We start from the raw sequence: 16505 nt of genomic DNA on the forward strand, positions 1-16505 counted from the left end.
GGGAGGAGAAAGGATGGGCCAGCAAGACGAAATACAATCGGTGCTCTTCAACGATAAAAGCCGGGCGCTACAGGTCGATATTGTGGCCGTGCAATCGCAAGTGGTCTACGGCAGCGTCGGAAATAGCATTGCGATACCGGCGATAAAGCAGCACGGCCTGCGGGTGATGGCAGTGCCGACGGTGCTGTTCAGCAATACCCCGCATTATGATACGTACTATGGCGGCGTCATTCCGGAAGAGTGGTTTGTCGGGTATTTAAAGGCGCTGGAGGAGCGTGACGCACTCCGTGAACTGCGAGCAGTAACCACCGGTTATATGGGCAGCGCAGTGCAGATTGAACGGTTAGCGCAATGGTTGTGCCGCATCCGCGAGCATCATCCAGATCTTTGCATTCTGGTCGACCCGGTCATTGGCGATGTGGATAGCGGCATCTACGTCAAGGCGGAGATTCCCGAAGCATATCGCATCCATCTGCTGCCCCTGGCGCAGGTTATCACGCCTAACCTGTTTGAGCTGGAGACGCTAAGCGGCCTACCTTGCCACAATCAGCAGGAGGCGATTATCGCTGCACGCAGCCTGTTATCTGATTCGCTGAAATGGGTAGTGATTACCAGCGCGCCGGGAATAGATAACTCCTCGATCAACGTGTTGGTGGTTAGCGCAGAGTCAGTTGAGATGGTGGAACATCCGCGTGTTGAAACGGACCTGAAGGGCACGGGAGACCTTTTTTGCGCCGAGCTGGTTAGCGGTTTAGTTTGCGGGATGCCGCTGAGCGATGCCGCGCGTGCCGCTGCGCAGCGGGTACTGACGGTGATGACCTGGACTGATGAGCAGGGTTGTGATGAGTTAATTCTTCCACCGCCAGAGGAGGGAGTATGAAGAGCTACCGTTTAGTGGTTCGTCAGCTGGGAAGAGTTGTTGGGCATTTTGATACCTCAGGCAGTGAGGCGCTGGAAGATGCCTGCGAAGTCAGCTCGCTGTTTGGGGCGGTTGGCGGATATCAGTGTGATTTGCTGGTCTCTGACAGCGAGAAGCGGATTCTGGAAAGCTCCCCGGAGGGCATGAGGGTGTTGTCGAGAGAGAAATGCTATCGACCGCTTAAAGCGACGATATAAAAAAATGGCGCCCTTAGAGGCGCCATTCTTCTGCGGCAAGAATTACTTCTTGATGCGGATAACCGGGGTTTCACCCACGGTTACGCTACCGGACAGTTTGATCAGCTCTTTGATCTCGTCCATGTTGGAGATAACAACCGGAGTCAGGGTAGACTTGGCTTTTTCTTCCAGCAGCGGCAGATCGAATTCGATAACCGGGTCGCCGACTTTCACACGTTGGCCTTCTTCAGCGATACGTTTGAAACCTTCACCTTTCAGTTCAACGGTATCAATACCGAAGTGAACGAACAGCTCAATGCCGCTATCAGATTCGATAGAGAACGCATGATTGGTTTCAAAAATTTTACCGATGGTACCATCTACCGGCGCAACCATTTTGTTGCCAGTAGGTTTGATGGCAATGCCATCACCCACAATTTTCTCCGCAAAAACGACATCCGGCACGTCTTCGATGTTGACGATCTCGCCAGAGAGCGGGGCAACAATCTCAATAGTTCCGGTGTCTTTTTTGTCATCAGAAACCAGAGATTTCAATTTATCGAACAAACCCATGATCTTCTCCTAAGCAGTAATTTGGGCCGCGCATCTCGTGGATTAGCAGATTGTTTTTTCTTCAATGAACTTGTTAACCAGCGTCATTAACTCGTCCGTTGTCGGTTGAGCAAGAGCCTGCTCTGCTAATACTTTCGCATCTTCGAAGTTCGTGTTACGAATAATCTTCTTGATGCGCGGGATGGAAATGGCGCTCATAGAGAATTCGTCCAGCCCCATACCCAGCAACAGAAGTGTAGCACGTTCATCGCCCGCAAGCTCACCACACATGCCAGTCCATTTACCTTCAGCATGAGAAGCATCAATAACTTGCTTAATCAGCGTCAGGACGGACGGTGACATTGGCTGGTAAAGATGTGAAATCATATCATTACCACGGTCAACTGCCAGAGTATACTGCGTTAAATCATTGGTACCGATACTAAAGAAATCAACTTCTTTGGCTAAGTGACGAGCGATTGTCGCGGCGGCAGGGGTTTCTACCATTACGCCAATTTCAATGGCTTCATCAAAAGCTTTACCTTCGTCACGCAGTTCCTGTTTGTAGATCTCGATCTCTTTGCGCAGCGCGCGAACTTCTTCAACAGAGATGATCATCGGGAACATAATGCGCAGTTTACCGAAAGCAGAAGCACGCAGGATGGCGCGTACCTGGTCACGCAGGATCTCTTTACGATCCATTGCGATACGGATAGCACGCCAGCCGAGGAACGGGTTCTCTTCTTTCGGGAAGTTCATGTACGGCAGCTCTTTGTCGCCGCCAATATCCATGGTACGAACGATAACGGCCTGAGAGCCGCACGCTTCGGCAACCGCTTTGTAAGCTGCAAACTGTTCTTCTTCAGTCGGCAGCGAGTCGCGGTCCATGAACAAGAATTCAGTACGATACAAACCTACGCCTTCCGCGCCGTTGCGCTCAGCGCCTTCGACGTCACGGACGGTGCCGATGTTAGCGCAGACTTCAACCTGATGGCCGTCCAGCGTAATTGCCGGCAGGTCTTTCAGTTTAGCCAGTTCCGCTTTCTCTTCAGCAACCTGAGCCTGCAGATTACGCAGTTCTTCGATTTGTTCGTTTGTTGGGTTAACCAGAACCTGGTTATTCACCGCGTCGAGGACCAGATAATCGCCGTTTTTCACCTGAGCGGTAACGCTACCGGTGCCCACGATGGCAGGCAGTTCAAGGGAACGCGCCATGATAGAGGTGTGGGAAGTACGACCACCAGCATCAGTAATAAAGCCCAGTACTTTGTCCAGGTTCAACTGTGCCGTTTCAGACGGGGTGAGGTCAGCAGCAACCAGGATAACTTCATCCTGAATCGCGCCCAGATCAATGATGGCCAGGCCGAGGATGTTGCGCAGTAGACGTTTACCGATATCGCGTACGTCAGCCGCACGCTCTTTCAGGTATTCATCATCCAGCTCTTCCAGTGCAATAGCCTGACCTTCGATAACTTCATTGGCTGCCGCGTCGGCAGTCATGTGCTTATCTTTAATCAGGGCTATGATTTCCTGCTCAAGCTCCTCATCTTCCAGCAGCATGATGTGCCCTTCGAAGATGGCTTCTTTTTCTTCACCGAAAGTTTCACCAGCTTTGGTTTTGATGACCTCCAGCTGGGCGGAGGCCTTGGTGCGGCCGCTCAGAAAACGTTCAACTTCCTGATCAACCTTATCGGCAGAAATTTTCTTCCGGTCGATGACTACTTCATCTTCTTTCAGCAGGAGTGCCTTGCCAAAAGCGATACCCGGGGATGCTAAAATGCCTGAAATCATAACCCTACCTTACTTGTGACTGATATTAAAAAGAACCCGTGAACTTACTCGAGTTCAGCCATCAGTTTAACCAGATGCTCAACTGCTTTTTGCTCATCTTCGCCTTCGGCAGAAAGAGTCACAACGGTACCCTGAGTCAGACCCAGAGTTTGCAGTTTGAACAGGCTTTTGGCGCTGGCGCTTTTGCCGTTGGAGGTAACAGTGATCTCAGAAGTGAAGCCTTTCGCTTCTTTAACAAACTGAGCAGCAGGGCGGGTGTGCAGACCGTTCGGAGCGGTAATAGTAACTTCTTGCTGGAACATTATATTTCCCCAACTTATAGGTTTAGTGTTGTGGACCTAAAGTTTAGCCTAACGGCCAAACTTTAGCCTGTATCGTTAGCGCCGGCATTACGTGTCCGGCTCCGGCACCAGCAGCAGTGAATCGCCGCGTGAACCTTCAGGCCGTTGACGTCTACCACGTCATTAAACATTATGCCGCGAAAGGAAGACTTGAACCAAATCATAAAATCGATTCAGCTTATGGAAATCCAAATCCGAATAATTTCGCGCATCAAAATAAATGTGCTGGTTAAATACCAGACCCAACGAAGTGAATCAATGCCAGGAGGGGTAAAAATTTGAACTGTGCCACAAAAAAGCACCTGAAAAGGTGCTTTTTTACACGATGTTAACAGGCTGGCACTACTGTTGCAGTTCTTTCTCTGTGAAGAGATCGGCAAACAAAGCAGTGCTTAAATAGCGTTCACCTGAAGAGGGTAGGATAACCACAATATTCTTATTGGTAAAGGCTTCATCTTCCTGAAGCTTCAGCGCAGCAGCAACGGCTGCACCGGAAGAGATACCGGCCAGAATACCTTCCTCTTCCATCAGGCGACGTGCGGTTGAAATGGCTTCTTCGTTGGTGATAGCAACGACTTTATCAACCAGCTTCAAATCCAGGTTGCCCGGAATAAAGCCAGCGCCGATGCCTTGAATTTTGTGCGGGCCGGGTTTTAGCTCCTCACCTGCCAGCGCCTGGGCGATAACCGGGGAGTCGGTGGGTTCAACCGCGACGGTAATCAGATCTTTTTTACCTTTGGTGCCTTTGATGTAACGACTTACGCCGGTTAGCGTACCGCCGGTACCGACTCCGGAGATGAAGACATCAACCTGACCGTCAGTATCTTCCCAGATTTCTGGGCCGGTGGTTTTTTCATGAATTTCCGGGTTGGCCGGGTTGCTGAACTGCTGGAGCAGTAAGAATTTCTCTGGGTTGCCCGCGACGATTTCTTCGGCTTTCTGGATTGCACCCTTCATGCCTTTCGCACCTTCGGTTAATACCAGATTAGCACCTAACGCTTTTAGCAGTTTGCGGCGCTCAATACTCATAGTTTCTGGCATTGTCAGCGTCAGCTTATAGCCACGTGCCGCTGCGACGTAGGCAAGTGCAATACCGGTGTTACCGCTGGTCGGTTCTACCAACTCAACGCCTGGTTTTAGTACACCGCGTTTTTCGGCATCCCAAATCATATTGGCACCGATACGGCATTTCACGCTAAAGCTCGGGTTACGCGATTCTACCTTTGCCAGGATGCGCCCGTTACCGATTCGGTTCAGTCGTACTAGCGGCGTATGACCGATAGTCAGGGAGTTGTCTTCAAAAATCTTACTCATGGCCCGTCCTTAACTGTATGAAATTTGGGAGTACGGCTTCAGCATACCCGCTTAAAGAATATGCGGAAGTAAGGATTTAGCATATCTATATTCGCAAGAGAAATAATGGCAAGCCAGAAGTAATAAGGAGCGGCATAAGCCGCTCCGCAAGAAGAGAGGAGGGGATTACTTCCACATGGCGTGTTTGTCGCGATAGCAATCGACCCACATCGCCGTTGCACCGCAAATGGCCACTGGCAGAATGACCAGATTCAGCACCGGAATCATGGTAAACAGGCTGGTCAGGGCACCAAATTGCATATTGGTTACTTTGCGGGTACGCAGCGCCTCACGCATGGTTTTAAACGGCACTTTATGGTTATCAAAAGGGTAATCGCAGTACTGAATTGCCAGCATCCAGGCACTGAACAGGAACCACAGCACGGGAGCAACGGTCTGGCCGATGCCGGGGATGAAATAGAGAATCAAAAGCACGATTGCCCGCGGGAGATACCAGGCAAACTTCTGCCATTCACGCTTCATAATGCGCGGCACATCTTTCATTATGCCGAAAACCCCGACATCCGGAGGCGTTGCGCCGGTGAGGCGCGCTTCAAGCTGCTCAGCCAGTAGTCCGCTAAAAGGAGCGGCAATCCAGTTGGCAATCGTCGAGAAGAAGTAGCCGAAGACCAGTAGAATGGAGATAACCACTATCGGCCACAGCAAATAGTTAAGCCACTGCAGCCATTCCGGTACATGACTCATCAGCGAGGGGAGCCAGCTACCCAGGCGAGTGAATAACCACCAGAAGGCTCCACCCATCAAAATGATGTTGACGAGTAAAGGGAGGAATACGTATCGACGGATCCCCGGTAGCCCGATCAGTTTCCAGCCCTGCGAAAAATAATAGACGCCACTACGCGGGGTCGTTGCGGATGATGAAACCATAGTCAGGCAATGCTCCTTTTTTGACATCCAGACTGAATGCCGGGATATTTTATCGGGTTAGCAGACAATAACCAGTTAGGAAATGTTCGAAAAAACAGCAAAAAGCACGATTTAGTTCATCTTTATGTAGTGAAAGCCCCAGACGCACTTGCACTTGATGTAATCGACAAATACTCTTAGTGAGTAAATGTTTGCCGTGGTGGCAAGGTGTTAGAACAACAGAGAATATAATGATGCAGGATTTGCGTCTGATATTAATCATTGTTGGCGCGATCGCCATAATCGCTTTACTGGTGCACGGTTTTTGGACCAGCCGTAAAGAACGTTCTTCGATGTTTCGCGATCGCCCACTAAAACGTATGAAGTCTCGCGACGATGAAGAGTCGGAAGGCGATGACTTTGATGGCGATGTTGAAGGCGTTGGTGAAGTCCGGGTTCATCGGGTTAATCACGCGCCGAATGGGGCTCATGGGGAGCATGAAGCACCTCATCAGGCACCGCAACACCAGTATCAGCCGCCTTATGAGCGTCAGGCGCAACAGCCTGTGCATCAGGAGGAGCCTGCTCGTGCGCCGCAGCCATCTCATCAGCCGCAGCCACATCAGCAGCCGGTTCATACACAGGCTCCGGTTCAGCAACCGCATCACGTTGCGCCGACACAGCAGCCCGTGCCGCCGCAGCCCCAGCAACCTGTTCAACATGTGCAGCAGCCAGTTCAGCATGCGCCGCAATCGGTTCAACAACCTGCAGTCGCTCCGCAGCCGGTACCTGAACCTCAGGCCGCTCCTGAACCGCAGCCGGCACCGCAGCCTAAAGAGCGTAAAGAAACGGTCATTGTGATGAACGTTGCCGCGCACCATGGTTCGCAGCTTAATGGTGAGCTATTAATCAATAGCATCCAGCAAGCGGGCTTCAAATTCGGCGATATGAATATTTTCCATCGCCACCTCAGTCCTGACGGTAGCGGCCAGGTCTTGTTCAGCCTGGCGAATATGGTAAAACCAGGCACATTCAATCCGGATAGCATGGCGGATATGATGACGCCAGGGATCACTATCTTTATGCAGGTTCCGTCCTTTGGCGATGAGCTGCAAAACTTTAAGTTGATGCTGCAATCCGCGCAGTACATTGCCGATGAAGTTGGTGGTGTCGTGCTGGACGATCAGCGTCGTATGATGACGCCGCAAAAATTGCGTGAATACCAGGACCGCATTCGCGAAGTGAAAGAGGCCAACGCCTGATTCATCTTCCTGAGTTTCGTCTACTTATCCTGAACCCCCGCCCGTCGGGGGTTTTTTATCATTGATGGTGTGATATGGAATCGAACGAACAAAAACTGACTGAACTGCGAACCACGCTTCGCCATCATGAATATCTGTACCATGTCATGGATACACCGGAAATTCCTGATGCGGAATACGATCGGTTGATGCGTGAATTACGTGAACTGGAAGCCCAACATCCTGAACTGATTACGCCTGATTCACCCACTCAGCGCGTTGGCGCTGCGCCTCTGGCCTCATTTAGCCAGATTCGCCATGAAGTGCCAATGCTGTCGTTGGATAACGTTTTTGATGAAGAGAGCTTCCTTGCGTTTAATAAGCGCGTTCAGGACCGTCTGAAAAATACTGATGATCTGACTTACTGTTGTGAACTGAAGCTGGATGGCCTGGCGGTTAGCATCCTGTATGAAAACGGCGTTCTGGTGCAGGCGGCGACCCGAGGCGATGGGACCACCGGAGAAGATATTACCTCCAACGTACGCACCATTCGCGCCATTCCCCTGAAGCTGCGTGGTGACGATATTCCGCAGCGGCTGGAAGTTCGCGGCGAGGTATTTCTCCCGCAGGCCGGGTTTGAAAAAATTAATGATGAGGCGCGTCGCACCGGTGGGAAAGTGTTTGCTAACCCGCGTAACGCGGCCGCCGGTTCTTTGCGCCAGCTCGATCCGCGAATTACGGCGAAGCGACCGCTTACTTTCTTTTGCTACGGCGTGGGTGTGCTGGAAGGCGGTGAGCTGCCGGAGAGCCACTCTGCGCGTTTACAGCAGTTTAAGGCCTGGGGGCTGCCGGTCAGCGAGCGCGTAAAACTCTGCCATACGCCAGAGGAAGTGCTTACTTACTATCGCAAAGTTGAGGAAGATCGTCCGAACCTGGGCTTTGATATCGACGGCGTGGTCATCAAAGTTGATTCTCTGGCGTTACAAGAGCAACTAGGCTTCGTGGCCCGCGCTCCGCGTTGGGCGGTGGCGTTTAAGTTTCCGGCGCAAGAGCAGATGACCTTTGTACGCGATGTCGAGTTTCAGGTCGGGCGTACCGGTGCCATCACGCCAGTTGCCCGTCTGGAGCCGGTCCATGTTGCAGGAGTGCTGGTCAGCAACGCGACGCTGCACAATGCGGATGAAATCGACCGCCTGGGGTTGCGTATCGGCGATAAGGTGGTCATTCGCCGTGCTGGAGATGTTATTCCCCAAGTGGTGAACGTGGTCCTTTCAGAGCGTCCGGAAGAGACCCGTGAAATCGTGTTCCCCACGCATTGCCCGGTCTGCCATTCCGATGTAGAACGCGTGGAAGGTGAAGTTGTCACGCGCTGTACTGGCGGCCTGATTTGCGGCGCTCAGCGTAAAGAAGCGCTCAAACATTTCGTTTCTCGTCGCGCGTTAGATGTCGAGGGAATGGGCGATAAAATCATCGACCAGCTGGTTGAGAAAGAGTACGTCCATACGCCAGCCGATCTTTTCCAGTTGACGCCGGGTAAACTCACTGGACTGGACCGCATGGGGCCAAAATCAGCGCAGAACGTGGTGGATGCTCTGGAAAAATCGAAAGAAACGACCTTTGCTCGTTTCCTTTATGCGTTAGGGATCCGCGAAGTCGGTGAGGCTACTGCGGCAGGTTTAGCCGCTCACTTTGGCACCATTGAGGCACTGGAGCAGGCATCGATTGAAGATCTGCAAAAAGTGCCGGATGTTGGGATTGTCGTCGCGACGCATGTGCGTAATTTCTTTGCTGAAGAGAGTAATCGCGAAGTGATCGCTCAGCTTCGCAAGGAAGGCGTTCGCTGGCCCGCGCCGGTAGTGGTCAATGCCGAAGAGATTGATAGCCCATTTGCCGGGAAAACGGTGGTTCTGACCGGTAGCCTGAGCCAGCTCTCGCGCGATGACGCTAAAGCGCAGCTGGTCGCGCTGGGCGCGAAGGTTGCGGGCAGCGTATCGAAGAAAACCGATCTGGTGATTGCCGGAGAAGCGGCAGGTTCCAAACTGGCTAAAGCGCAGGAACTGGGCATTGCGGTGATAGATGAAGCTGAAATGGTGCGTCTGCTCGGAGAATCCCGTGGATAAAGACCAGCTTATAGAAATTGCCAATACGGAAATGCCGTTTGGCAAATATAAAGGGCGTCGTTTGATCGATGTGCCGGAAGAGTATTTGCTGTGGTTTGCCCGTAAAGATCAATTTCCTGCCGGGCATCTTGGTGAGCTGATGGCGCTAACCTTGTTGATTAAAACCGAGGGGCTAACCGATCTGGTTCAGCCCCTTAAGCGCCCGCGTTAAGCTTCAGAGGCGCGGGTCTTTTCCTGCGCCTGTAATGCTTCGGCCTGGCGCTTATAACGACGCGCCAGCACGGCGCACACCATCAGCTGAATCTGATGGAAGATCATTAGCGGTAGCACCATTATCCCCAGTATTGAGGTCGGGAAGAGAATGTTGGCCATCGGGATTCCGTTGGCCAGGCTCTTTTTCGATCCGCAGAAGACAATCGTAATCTCATCCGCTTTATTGAAGCCGCACTTGCGCGCCACAAAGACGTTAATAGCAATCACAATCGCCAGCAGAACAATGCTAACTACGACGATAAACAGTAGCGATCCGACGCCCACTTTGTGCCAGATGCCGTTCACAACCGCCTCACTGAACGCGGAGTAAACGACCAGCAAGATTGAAGTCTGATCGGTTTTTGAGATCCACTTTTTATGTTTTGCCACCCAATTGCCAATCCATGGGCGAGAAAGATGCCCCAGTACAAACGGCAGCAGCAGTTGCAGCATGATCTTGCCAACTTGCTCAAGGCTTCCGCCCGCGCCATGCAAATTCATCAGCAGGCCAACCAGCAGCGGTGAAATAAAAATCCCCAGAAGACTTGAGGCTGATGCCGAGCACACTGCCGCAGCGACGTTGCCGCCCGCCAGCGAGGTAAACGCGATGGCGGACTGTACGGTGGCTGGCAGAATGCAGAGATAAATAAAGCCGGTGTACAGCGCTGGATCGACGTTTATTGGCGCCCACCATGCGAACAGTACGCCGAGGACGGGGAAGACGATAAAGGTGCTGCACATCACCCAGAGGTGTAAACGCCAGTGGCTACCTCCGGCAACGATCGCTTCGCGGGAGAGTTTCGCCCCGTGCATAAAGAACAGCAGGGCGATGGCGGCGGTGGTTAAATGTTCAAAGAATGGGACAAACCCACCGCGTGCCGGAAAAAAGGAGGCCAGCAGGACGACGGTGACTAAGGTGAGAGTAAATGGATCAAGAATGCGGAAAAATTTCATAAACGCTCCTGAAAATCGATGCGGCTATTGTGCTTTCTTTAGTTTGAGAAATAAAATCGATTTATTGCATCTATTCATGAAAAAAAGAGATGAATTACTCGCTACGTCAGTTAAAGGTGTTTGTGACAGTCGCTCGTGCCAGGAGCTTTAGCCGGGCAGGGGAGAATATCGGGCTAAGCCAGTCGGCGGTGAGCCATAGCGTCAAAGAGCTGGAACATCAAACCGGTGTGCGTCTGCTCGATCGAACTACCCGGGAAGTGGTGCTCACGGAGGCGGGCCAACAGTTGGCAGCCAGGTTGGAGCGTCTGCTGGATGAATTGAATAGCACGCTGCGTGAGGCCGGACGCGTCGGGCAGCAGCTTACTGGAACTGTCAGAGTTGCCGCCAGTCAGACCATTTCTGCCCACCTGATCCCGCAGTGCATTGCATACGCTAATCGACGCTATCCTGAGATTGATTTTGTTCTCCACGACCGCCCTCAGCAATGGGTGCTGGAGAGTATCCGCCAGGGAGAAGTGGATTTTGGCATCGTTATCGATCCTGGAGCCGCCACCGATTTAGAGTGCGAGACGGTACTGGCGGAGCCGTTTTTGTTGCTTTGCCGCCATGATCACTCTTTTGCCCAACGAGATTCAGTGGGCTGGCTGGAACTACAGCAGCAGCGGCTGGTGTTACAGGATTATGCGTCCGGTAGCCGTCCGCTTATCGATGCGGCGCTCGCTGGATTTTCCGTTGAAGCGAAGATTGTGCAGGAGATTGGCCATCCGGCGACACTATTTCCGATGGTTGAAGCGGGAATTGGCATCAGTATATTACCGGCGTTAGCCCTGCCGCTTCCTCAGGGAAGCCATTTGCAGGTGAAGCGGTTAACGCCGGTAGTTGAACGGCAACTGATGTTGGCGCGGCGCAAAAACCGGTCGTTATCAACTGCTGCAGAGGCGTTGTGGGAGGTCGTCAGGTCTCAGGCCAGCGAGTTGACCGCATGCCGTGCGGCAGATCCTCTCTATCAAATATAGTCGGCCTGCCGCTTCAGGCAGGCGCAAAAGATTAAAATTGATATTTGAGGGAGTAAATAATGCCGTCCTGAAGAAAAGTTTCCCCAAGCTTATTCTTCGCGTAGCGATACTGAACGCCTGCTGTCAGATGAGGTGTCGCATTCCACCACAGCGCCACAGCGCCGTTAAGACCATCTTTACCACCGTTGCCCGCAGCATAGGTTGCAGCGCGGTCAAATTCATATTCATTCCAGTTGGTCAGGGTGAATTTTTCACTACCCAGCATAAAGCTATATCCGGCTACCCAGCCCAACACATAACCGTTGTCGCCGCTGTAATATGTTTGATCGGTATAGCGTTTGGCGATGAAGGGCTTAAACCAGTAGCCATTGCCGGTGAAATTATATCCGAGACCATAGAGAAACATATCATCATGGAAATTCACTCGATCGGGCGAACCGTAAGTGCCGTATGCGTGTAAATAGAGGTTTAATCCGGTGTCGCCCAAATAAATACGGTTGGTATTTTTAAACGTATAGCGCTGTTCGCTACCGGGTTTGTCATGACGGCCATTGTAGAAATTTTCCCAATCAAAAAATCCATACATTTCCCCCCAGCTAAAGTTTGCACCGCCTTCAAGTTCCAGATAGCCGAAATCATCTTTGTGGGATTTGTTGCCAGACTTCTCTGTCGTGCGTGATGTCCAGTCAAGGTAATGCAGACCAAGATTGGCGAAGCCACCTTTAAATTCAGCCTGTACGGTATGAGGTAAAACCAATGCGGCGGCAAAACTTAAATTTATAAGCGTTTTATTCATGGGGTGTTCCATCTACCAGAAATATACAAATGTAGGTGTTTATTTTATTTTGCTGTGGGCCACAGCAGACGACATCTTATTCAAAAAGGAGATGGTGAAACCAATATTTAATTATTGATAATCGATAGGTAAACGATCTGAATGAGGTTTATGCCATCAATATAGAAAGGATATCAATCATTACGGGAAAGTGTATTGGTAAACGATTGTCTTCTCTCGTTATAAACAAGAGGTACGCAACACTTTTCCGATTATTCAGCCTTAAGGATCTATCATGAGCCACTCCCTTTTGTCACAGAATCCCTGGTATAGCGCAGATATCATTCGTGGTTATAAGCCTGATTTTACGCCGCGCGTGGCGTTTATTCTTGGTTCAGGTTTAGGTGCCCTGGCGGAACAAATTGAAGATGCAGTGGCTATTTCTTACGAGAAACTGCCGGGTTTCCCGGTCAGCACCGTTCATGGACATGCCGGAGAGCTGGTGCTTGGTCATCTGGCTGGCGTTCCGGTCGCCTGCATGAAAGGTCGGGGACATTTTTATGAAGGCCGTGGCATGACCATCATGACCGATGCCATTCGAACCTTAAAGCTGTTGGGCTGTGAACTGCTGTTTTGCACCAATGCGGCGGGTTCTCTGCGTCCTGAAGTGGGGCCAGGCAGCCTGGTGGCGCTAAACGACCACATTAACACCATGCCGGGCACGCCGATGGTCGGGTTGAATGATGAACGCTTTGGCGACCGTTTTTTCTCTCTGGCTAATGCCTATGATGCGGATTACCGCGCCGTACTGCAGACCGTTGCGAAAGAAGAGGGCTTTCCGCTTACTGAGGGCGTGTTTGTTTCCTATCCTGGGCCGAACTTTGAAACGGCGGCAGAAATTCGCATGATGCAGATTATCGGCGGTGATGTAGTGGGAATGTCGGTGGTGCCGGAAGTGATTACTGCACGCCATTGCGGCCTGAAAGTGGTCGCGGTCTCTGCTATCACCAACCTGGCTGAAGGCCTGGGCGATGTGAAATTATCCCACGCGCAAACCCTGGCTGCGGCTGAACTTTCTCGTCAGAATTTTATCAACCTTATCTGCGGTTTCTTACGTAAGCTGGCCTGAAATTCATAATAAAAATGACCCCGTACACGGGGTCTTTCTCTTACCCTATCTCTACGGCAAGGAACGAAAAATGGGTATTGCGTCCCGATTAAAGGTCATGTCGTTTTTGCAATATTTTATCTGGGGAAGCTGGCTGGTGACCCTGGGTTCTTACATGATAAACACTCTCGACTTTACTGGTGCAAACGTCGGGATGGTTTATAGCTCCAAAGGGTTGGCAGCCATTATTATGCCCGGCATTATGGGGATTATTGCCGATAAATGGTTACGCGCCGAACGCGCTTATATGCTTTGTCATCTGGTCTGCGCCGGGGTGCTGCTGTATGCCACCACCGTCACCGACCCGGATACGATGTTCTGGGTGATGCTGATTAACGCAATGGCCTATATGCCGACGATAGCGTTGTCTAACAGCGTCTCTTATTCCTGCCTTGCGCAATCTGGACAGGATCCAGTTACCGCCTTCCCGCCGATTCGCGTGTTTGGCACCATTGGCTTTATTGTCGCCATGTGGACGGTGAGTCTCATGGGGTTGGAATTGAGCAGTGCGCAGCTGTATATCGCATCAGGCGCTTCGCTGGCGCTGGCGATGTATGCGTTCACGCTACCGAAGATTCCGGTGGCTGAGAAGAAGGAGGCAACAACGCTTGCCAGTAAACTAGGATTGGATGCATTTGTCCTGTTTAAAAATCCGCGCATGGCGATCTTCTTTCTGTTTGCGATGATGCTCGGGGCCGTGCTGCAAATTACCAACGTCTTTGGTAACCCGTTCCTGCACGATTTTGCCCGTAACCCGGAATTTGCCAACAGCTTTGTCGTCAGGTATCCCTCCATTTTGCTTTCTGTGTCGCAAATGGCGGAAGTCGGTTTTATCCTTACCATACCGTTCTTCCTTAAACGCTTTGGCATCAAAACGGTGATGCTGATGAGCATGCTGGCGTGGACGCTGCGCTTTGGTTTCTTTGCCTTTGGCGATCCGTCTCCGTTTGGTTTTGTACTGTTGCTGATGTCGATGATTGTTTACGGCTGCGCATTCGATTTCTTCAATATTTCAGGGTCGGTATTCGTTGAGCAGGAGGTGAGCTCCAACATTCGCGCCAGTGCGCAAGGGCTGTTTATGACGATGGTGAACGGTGTTGGCGCATGGGTTGGATCGATCTTAAGCGGTATGGCGGTGGATTACTTCTCTGTTGACGGAGTGAAAGACTGGCAAACCATCTGGCTACTGTTCGCGGCTTATTCGTTGGTACTAGCGGTTATTTTTGCGCTGTTCTTCAGGTACAAACATGAGCCTGAAAAGCTGGCGCAGAGATCGCTGGCCCACTAACCCTCTACAACGGCGGGAACTCTGTGCCCGCCGTTTCATTTTCTGCGATACAGTGTGGTAACTTTGCGTACTATCCTTCGCTTCAGGAGCGCATTATTGATGGAACGCACATATCGTACCGATCTGAAGTTACTGCGTTATTTTCTTGCCGTCGCAGAAGAACTGCACTTTGGACGCGCTGCTGCTCGCCTGAATATGTCGCAACCTCCGCTGAGTATTCACATTAAAGAACTGGAACAGCAGCTTGGTACGTTACTGTTTGTTCGTCACTCCCGCAGCGTAGTGTTAACACATGCAGGTAAGATCCTGATGGAAGAGTCTCGCCGCCTGCTGGCTAGTGCCAATCAGGCGCTGGCAAGGGTTGAGCAAATTGGACGCGGTGGAGCAGGGCGTATTGAGCTTGGCGTAGTGGGGACGGCAATGTGGGGGAAAATGCGCCCCGTGATGCACCGTTTTTTAAAGGATAATCCGAATGTCGAGGTGCTGTTTCGCGAAAAAATGCCTGCGATGCAGATGGCGCTACTAGAACGGCGAGAGCTGGATGCGGGAATCTGGCGGATGGCCACCGAGCCAACGGAAGGGTTTACCAGTTTACGTTTGCATGAATCGTCTTTTCTGGTCGCTATGCCGGAAGAACACCACCTGACTACCTATGATGTGGTTCCCCTGGAGGCATTGCGAAATGAATATTTTGTCACCATGCCCTCGATCCATACCGACTGGGCATTTTTGCAACGCGTTTGCCAGACTGCTGGATTTTCGCCGATGATTGTTCGTGAAGTGATGGAACCACAAACGGTTCTGGCAATGATCAGCATGGGGATTGGTATTACGCTAATCGCGGATAGCTATGCGCAGATGAATTGGCCTGGCGTTGTATTTCGTCCGCTGGAGGAGCGTATTCCCGCTGATTTATATATCGTCTATGAAGAGTCTCAGGCGACGCTTGCGCTGACGAAGCTAGTGGAAGCGTTGACGGGGTAATTAAGTCGTCGATGGTGGTGCGAACGTGTTATCGGGTCTACAACTTACTGGAGGCCTGATAAGCGTAGCACCATCATATAGGTTCAAATCTTGTATATTGCAGATAGCAAAAAAGCGCCTTTAGGGCGCTTTTTTGCATTGGTGGGTCGTGCAGGATGACTCGCTTCGCTCGCCCTTCGGGCCGTCGCCGCAGGCGGCTCCGTTGTCTCTCTTCGTTCGACTCGAACCTGCAGCAGGTTCGAATCTTGTATATTGCAGATAGCAAAAAAGCGCCTTTAGGGCGCTTTTTTGCATTGGTGGGTCGTGCAGGATTCGAACCTGCGACCAATTGATTAAAAGTCAACTGCTCTACCAACTGAGCTAACGACCCGAAGTGGTGGGTGATGACGGGATCGAACCGCCGACCCCCTCCTTGTAAGGGAGGTGCTCTCCCAGCTGAGCTAATCACCCACTTCGGTACTTCATTTTATTGCAATAAATCCAGCTGGCGAGAAAGTGGTGGGTGATGACGGGATCGAACCGCCGACCCCCTCCTTGTAAGGGAGGTGCTCTCCCAGCTGAGCTAATCACCCACTTCTCAATTTCTTGCTACACGGCGGAGACTACGTTAAGTAGTGGTGGGTGATGACGGGTTCGAACCGCCGACCCCCTCCTTGTAAGGGAGGTGCTCTCCCAGCTGAGCTAATCACCCCCGCTGTGTGGAGTCGC

At 51.6% G+C, this 16505-nt stretch carries 16 protein-coding genes, 4 tRNA genes and 1 other RNA gene; 9 read left to right on the forward strand and 12 right to left on the reverse strand.

All coding sequences use genetic code 11. From position 1 onward, the window contains the following. The first annotated feature begins 13 nt into the window (after positions 1-13). Positions 14-880: a pyridoxine/pyridoxal/pyridoxamine kinase gene (pdxK, locus tag ACMYSL_RS08370; protein WP_287858931.1), complete on the forward strand. Its 867-nt coding sequence runs from the start codon at positions 14-16 to the stop codon at positions 878-880. Then, the gene (locus ACMYSL_RS08375; RefSeq protein ID WP_434662175.1) at positions 877-1116 is read left to right on the forward strand and encodes a cytoplasmic protein; all 240 of its coding nucleotides are present in this window, start codon (positions 877-879) and stop codon (positions 1114-1116) included. Before pdxK ends, ACMYSL_RS08375 begins: the two co-directional genes overlap by 4 nt. A gap of 42 nt (positions 1117-1158) precedes the next feature. On the opposite strand, the gene crr is transcribed toward ACMYSL_RS08375, so the two are convergent. From crr to cysZ, 5 genes are all read right to left on the reverse strand, one after another. Beyond that, complete coding sequence (gene crr / locus ACMYSL_RS08380) at positions 1159-1668, reverse strand: PTS glucose transporter subunit IIA (protein WP_000522253.1); 510 nt, start codon at positions 1666-1668, stop codon at positions 1159-1161. 42 nt (positions 1669-1710) lie between these two features. After that, positions 1711-3438, reverse strand: coding sequence for a phosphoenolpyruvate-protein phosphotransferase PtsI (gene ptsI / locus ACMYSL_RS08385; protein WP_181485397.1), 1728 nt, complete (start codon positions 3436-3438; stop codon positions 1711-1713). A gap of 44 nt (positions 3439-3482) precedes the next feature. Next, the gene (gene ptsH / locus ACMYSL_RS08390; protein ID WP_002913505.1) at positions 3483-3740 is read right to left on the reverse strand and encodes a phosphocarrier protein Hpr; all 258 of its coding nucleotides are present in this window, start codon (positions 3738-3740) and stop codon (positions 3483-3485) included. Between the two features lie 381 nt (positions 3741-4121). Beyond that, entirely contained in the window at positions 4122-5093 is a 972-nt protein-coding gene (cysK, locus tag ACMYSL_RS08395; protein ID WP_181485398.1) for a cysteine synthase A, read from the reverse strand. A gap of 165 nt (positions 5094-5258) precedes the next feature. Continuing rightward, positions 5259-6020, reverse strand: coding sequence for a sulfate transporter CysZ (cysZ, locus tag ACMYSL_RS08400; protein WP_112212915.1), 762 nt, complete (start codon positions 6018-6020; stop codon positions 5259-5261). A gap of 230 nt (positions 6021-6250) precedes the next feature. Here cysZ and zipA point away from each other — a divergent pair, with 230 nt between their 5' ends. The 3 genes from zipA to ACMYSL_RS08415 all read left to right on the forward strand — a co-directional run bounded on the left by zipA (position 6251) and on the right by ACMYSL_RS08415 (position 9571). After that, a complete protein-coding gene (gene zipA, locus ACMYSL_RS08405; protein ID WP_167492733.1) occupies positions 6251-7261 on the forward strand; it encodes a cell division protein ZipA in 1011 nt (336 codons plus the stop codon). Positions 7262-7335: 74 nt separating this feature from the next. Next, a complete protein-coding gene (gene ligA / locus ACMYSL_RS08410; protein WP_434662187.1) occupies positions 7336-9360 on the forward strand; it encodes an NAD-dependent DNA ligase LigA in 2025 nt (674 codons plus the stop codon). After that, on the forward strand, positions 9353-9571 hold the full coding sequence (locus tag ACMYSL_RS08415) for a DUF3820 family protein (protein ID WP_110272204.1): 219 nt from the start codon (positions 9353-9355) through the stop codon (positions 9569-9571). The genes ligA and ACMYSL_RS08415 overlap by 8 nt, the downstream gene beginning before the upstream one ends. Here ACMYSL_RS08415 and ACMYSL_RS08420 read toward each other — a convergent pair. Next, positions 9568-10566, reverse strand: a complete 999-nt coding sequence (locus tag ACMYSL_RS08420) for a bile acid:sodium symporter family protein (protein WP_181485402.1) — start codon at positions 10564-10566, stop codon at positions 9568-9570. The two genes, ACMYSL_RS08415 and ACMYSL_RS08420, sit on opposite strands and share 4 nt — an antisense overlap. 89 nt (positions 10567-10655) lie before the next feature. Between ACMYSL_RS08420 and ACMYSL_RS08425 the strand changes: the two genes are divergently transcribed. Continuing rightward, positions 10656-11582, forward strand: coding sequence for a LysR family transcriptional regulator (locus tag ACMYSL_RS08425; protein ID WP_434662188.1), 927 nt, complete (start codon positions 10656-10658; stop codon positions 11580-11582). Positions 11583-11613: 31 nt separating this feature from the next. Here ACMYSL_RS08425 and ACMYSL_RS08430 read toward each other — a convergent pair whose 3' ends face one another. Further along, positions 11614-12378 carry an outer membrane protein OmpK gene (locus ACMYSL_RS08430; protein WP_182240215.1) on the reverse strand — a complete coding sequence of 255 codons (765 nt, stop codon included), beginning with the start codon at positions 12376-12378 and terminating at the stop codon, positions 11614-11616. 274 nt (positions 12379-12652) lie between these two features. Here ACMYSL_RS08430 and xapA point away from each other — a divergent pair, with 274 nt between their 5' ends. The 3 genes from xapA (at position 12653) to ACMYSL_RS08445 (ending at position 15797) form a co-directional block, all read left to right on the forward strand. After that, positions 12653-13486 (forward strand): xanthosine phosphorylase, encoded by an 834-nt coding sequence (gene xapA / locus ACMYSL_RS08435; protein WP_112212920.1) that lies wholly within the window; start codon positions 12653-12655, stop codon positions 13484-13486. Between the two features lie 70 nt (positions 13487-13556). Then, positions 13557-14813, forward strand: coding sequence for a nucleoside permease (locus tag ACMYSL_RS08440; protein WP_304252550.1), 1257 nt, complete (start codon positions 13557-13559; stop codon positions 14811-14813). Between the two features lie 99 nt (positions 14814-14912). After that, the gene (locus ACMYSL_RS08445; protein ID WP_434662190.1) at positions 14913-15797 is read left to right on the forward strand and encodes a LysR family transcriptional regulator; all 885 of its coding nucleotides are present in this window, start codon (positions 14913-14915) and stop codon (positions 15795-15797) included. Positions 15798-15936: 139 nt separating this feature from the next. Here the strand turns inward: ACMYSL_RS08445 and ACMYSL_RS08450 are convergent. The 5 genes from ACMYSL_RS08450 to ACMYSL_RS08470 form a co-directional block, all read right to left on the reverse strand. Further along, a non-coding RNA gene (locus ACMYSL_RS08450) (RtT sRNA) lies at positions 15937-16062 on the reverse strand. Positions 16063-16091: 29 nt separating this feature from the next. Then, positions 16092-16167 (reverse strand) — tRNA-Lys (locus tag ACMYSL_RS08455). A 4-nt stretch (positions 16168-16171) separates the two neighbouring features. Further along, positions 16172-16247, reverse strand: a tRNA-Val gene (locus ACMYSL_RS08460). A 46-nt stretch (positions 16248-16293) separates the two neighbouring features. Continuing rightward, positions 16294-16369: transfer RNA gene (locus tag ACMYSL_RS08465), tRNA-Val, on the reverse strand. Positions 16370-16412: 43 nt separating this feature from the next. Beyond that, positions 16413-16488, reverse strand: a tRNA-Val gene (locus tag ACMYSL_RS08470). Positions 16489-16505 lie beyond the last annotated feature (17 nt).

Source organism: Klebsiella sp. MISC125 (assembly GCF_051131775.1).
Classification (GTDB): domain Bacteria; phylum Pseudomonadota; class Gammaproteobacteria; order Enterobacterales; family Enterobacteriaceae; genus Klebsiella.

Coding starts and splice junctions, on each gene's coding strand:
- pdxK (WP_287858931.1), top strand. CDS start 14: ATGGGCCAGCAAGACGAAATACAATCGGTGCTCTTCAACGATAAAAGC.
- ACMYSL_RS08375 (WP_434662175.1), top strand. CDS start 877: ATGAAGAGCTACCGTTTAGTGGTTCGTCAGCTGGGAAGAGTTGTTGGG.
- crr (WP_000522253.1), bottom strand. CDS start 1,668: ATGGGTTTGTTCGATAAATTGAAATCTCTGGTTTCTGATGACAAAAAA.
- ptsI (WP_181485397.1), bottom strand. CDS start 3,438: ATGATTTCAGGCATTTTAGCATCCCCGGGTATCGCTTTTGGCAAGGCA.
- ptsH (WP_002913505.1), bottom strand. CDS start 3,740: ATGTTCCAGCAAGAAGTTACTATTACCGCTCCGAACGGTCTGCACACC.
- cysK (WP_181485398.1), bottom strand. CDS start 5,093: ATGAGTAAGATTTTTGAAGACAACTCCCTGACTATCGGTCATACGCCG.
- cysZ (WP_112212915.1), bottom strand. CDS start 6,020: ATGGTTTCATCATCCGCAACGACCCCGCGTAGTGGCGTCTATTATTTT.
- zipA (WP_167492733.1), top strand. CDS start 6,251: ATGATGCAGGATTTGCGTCTGATATTAATCATTGTTGGCGCGATCGCC.
- ligA (WP_434662187.1), top strand. CDS start 7,336: ATGGAATCGAACGAACAAAAACTGACTGAACTGCGAACCACGCTTCGC.
- ACMYSL_RS08420 (WP_181485402.1), bottom strand. CDS start 10,566: ATGAAATTTTTCCGCATTCTTGATCCATTTACTCTCACCTTAGTCACC.
- ACMYSL_RS08425 (WP_434662188.1), top strand. CDS start 10,656: ATGAATTACTCGCTACGTCAGTTAAAGGTGTTTGTGACAGTCGCTCGT.
- ACMYSL_RS08430 (WP_182240215.1), bottom strand. CDS start 12,378: ATGAATAAAACGCTTATAAATTTAAGTTTTGCCGCCGCATTGGTTTTA.
- xapA (WP_112212920.1), top strand. CDS start 12,653: ATGAGCCACTCCCTTTTGTCACAGAATCCCTGGTATAGCGCAGATATC.
- ACMYSL_RS08440 (WP_304252550.1), top strand. CDS start 13,557: ATGGGTATTGCGTCCCGATTAAAGGTCATGTCGTTTTTGCAATATTTT.
- ACMYSL_RS08445 (WP_434662190.1), top strand. CDS start 14,913: ATGGAACGCACATATCGTACCGATCTGAAGTTACTGCGTTATTTTCTT.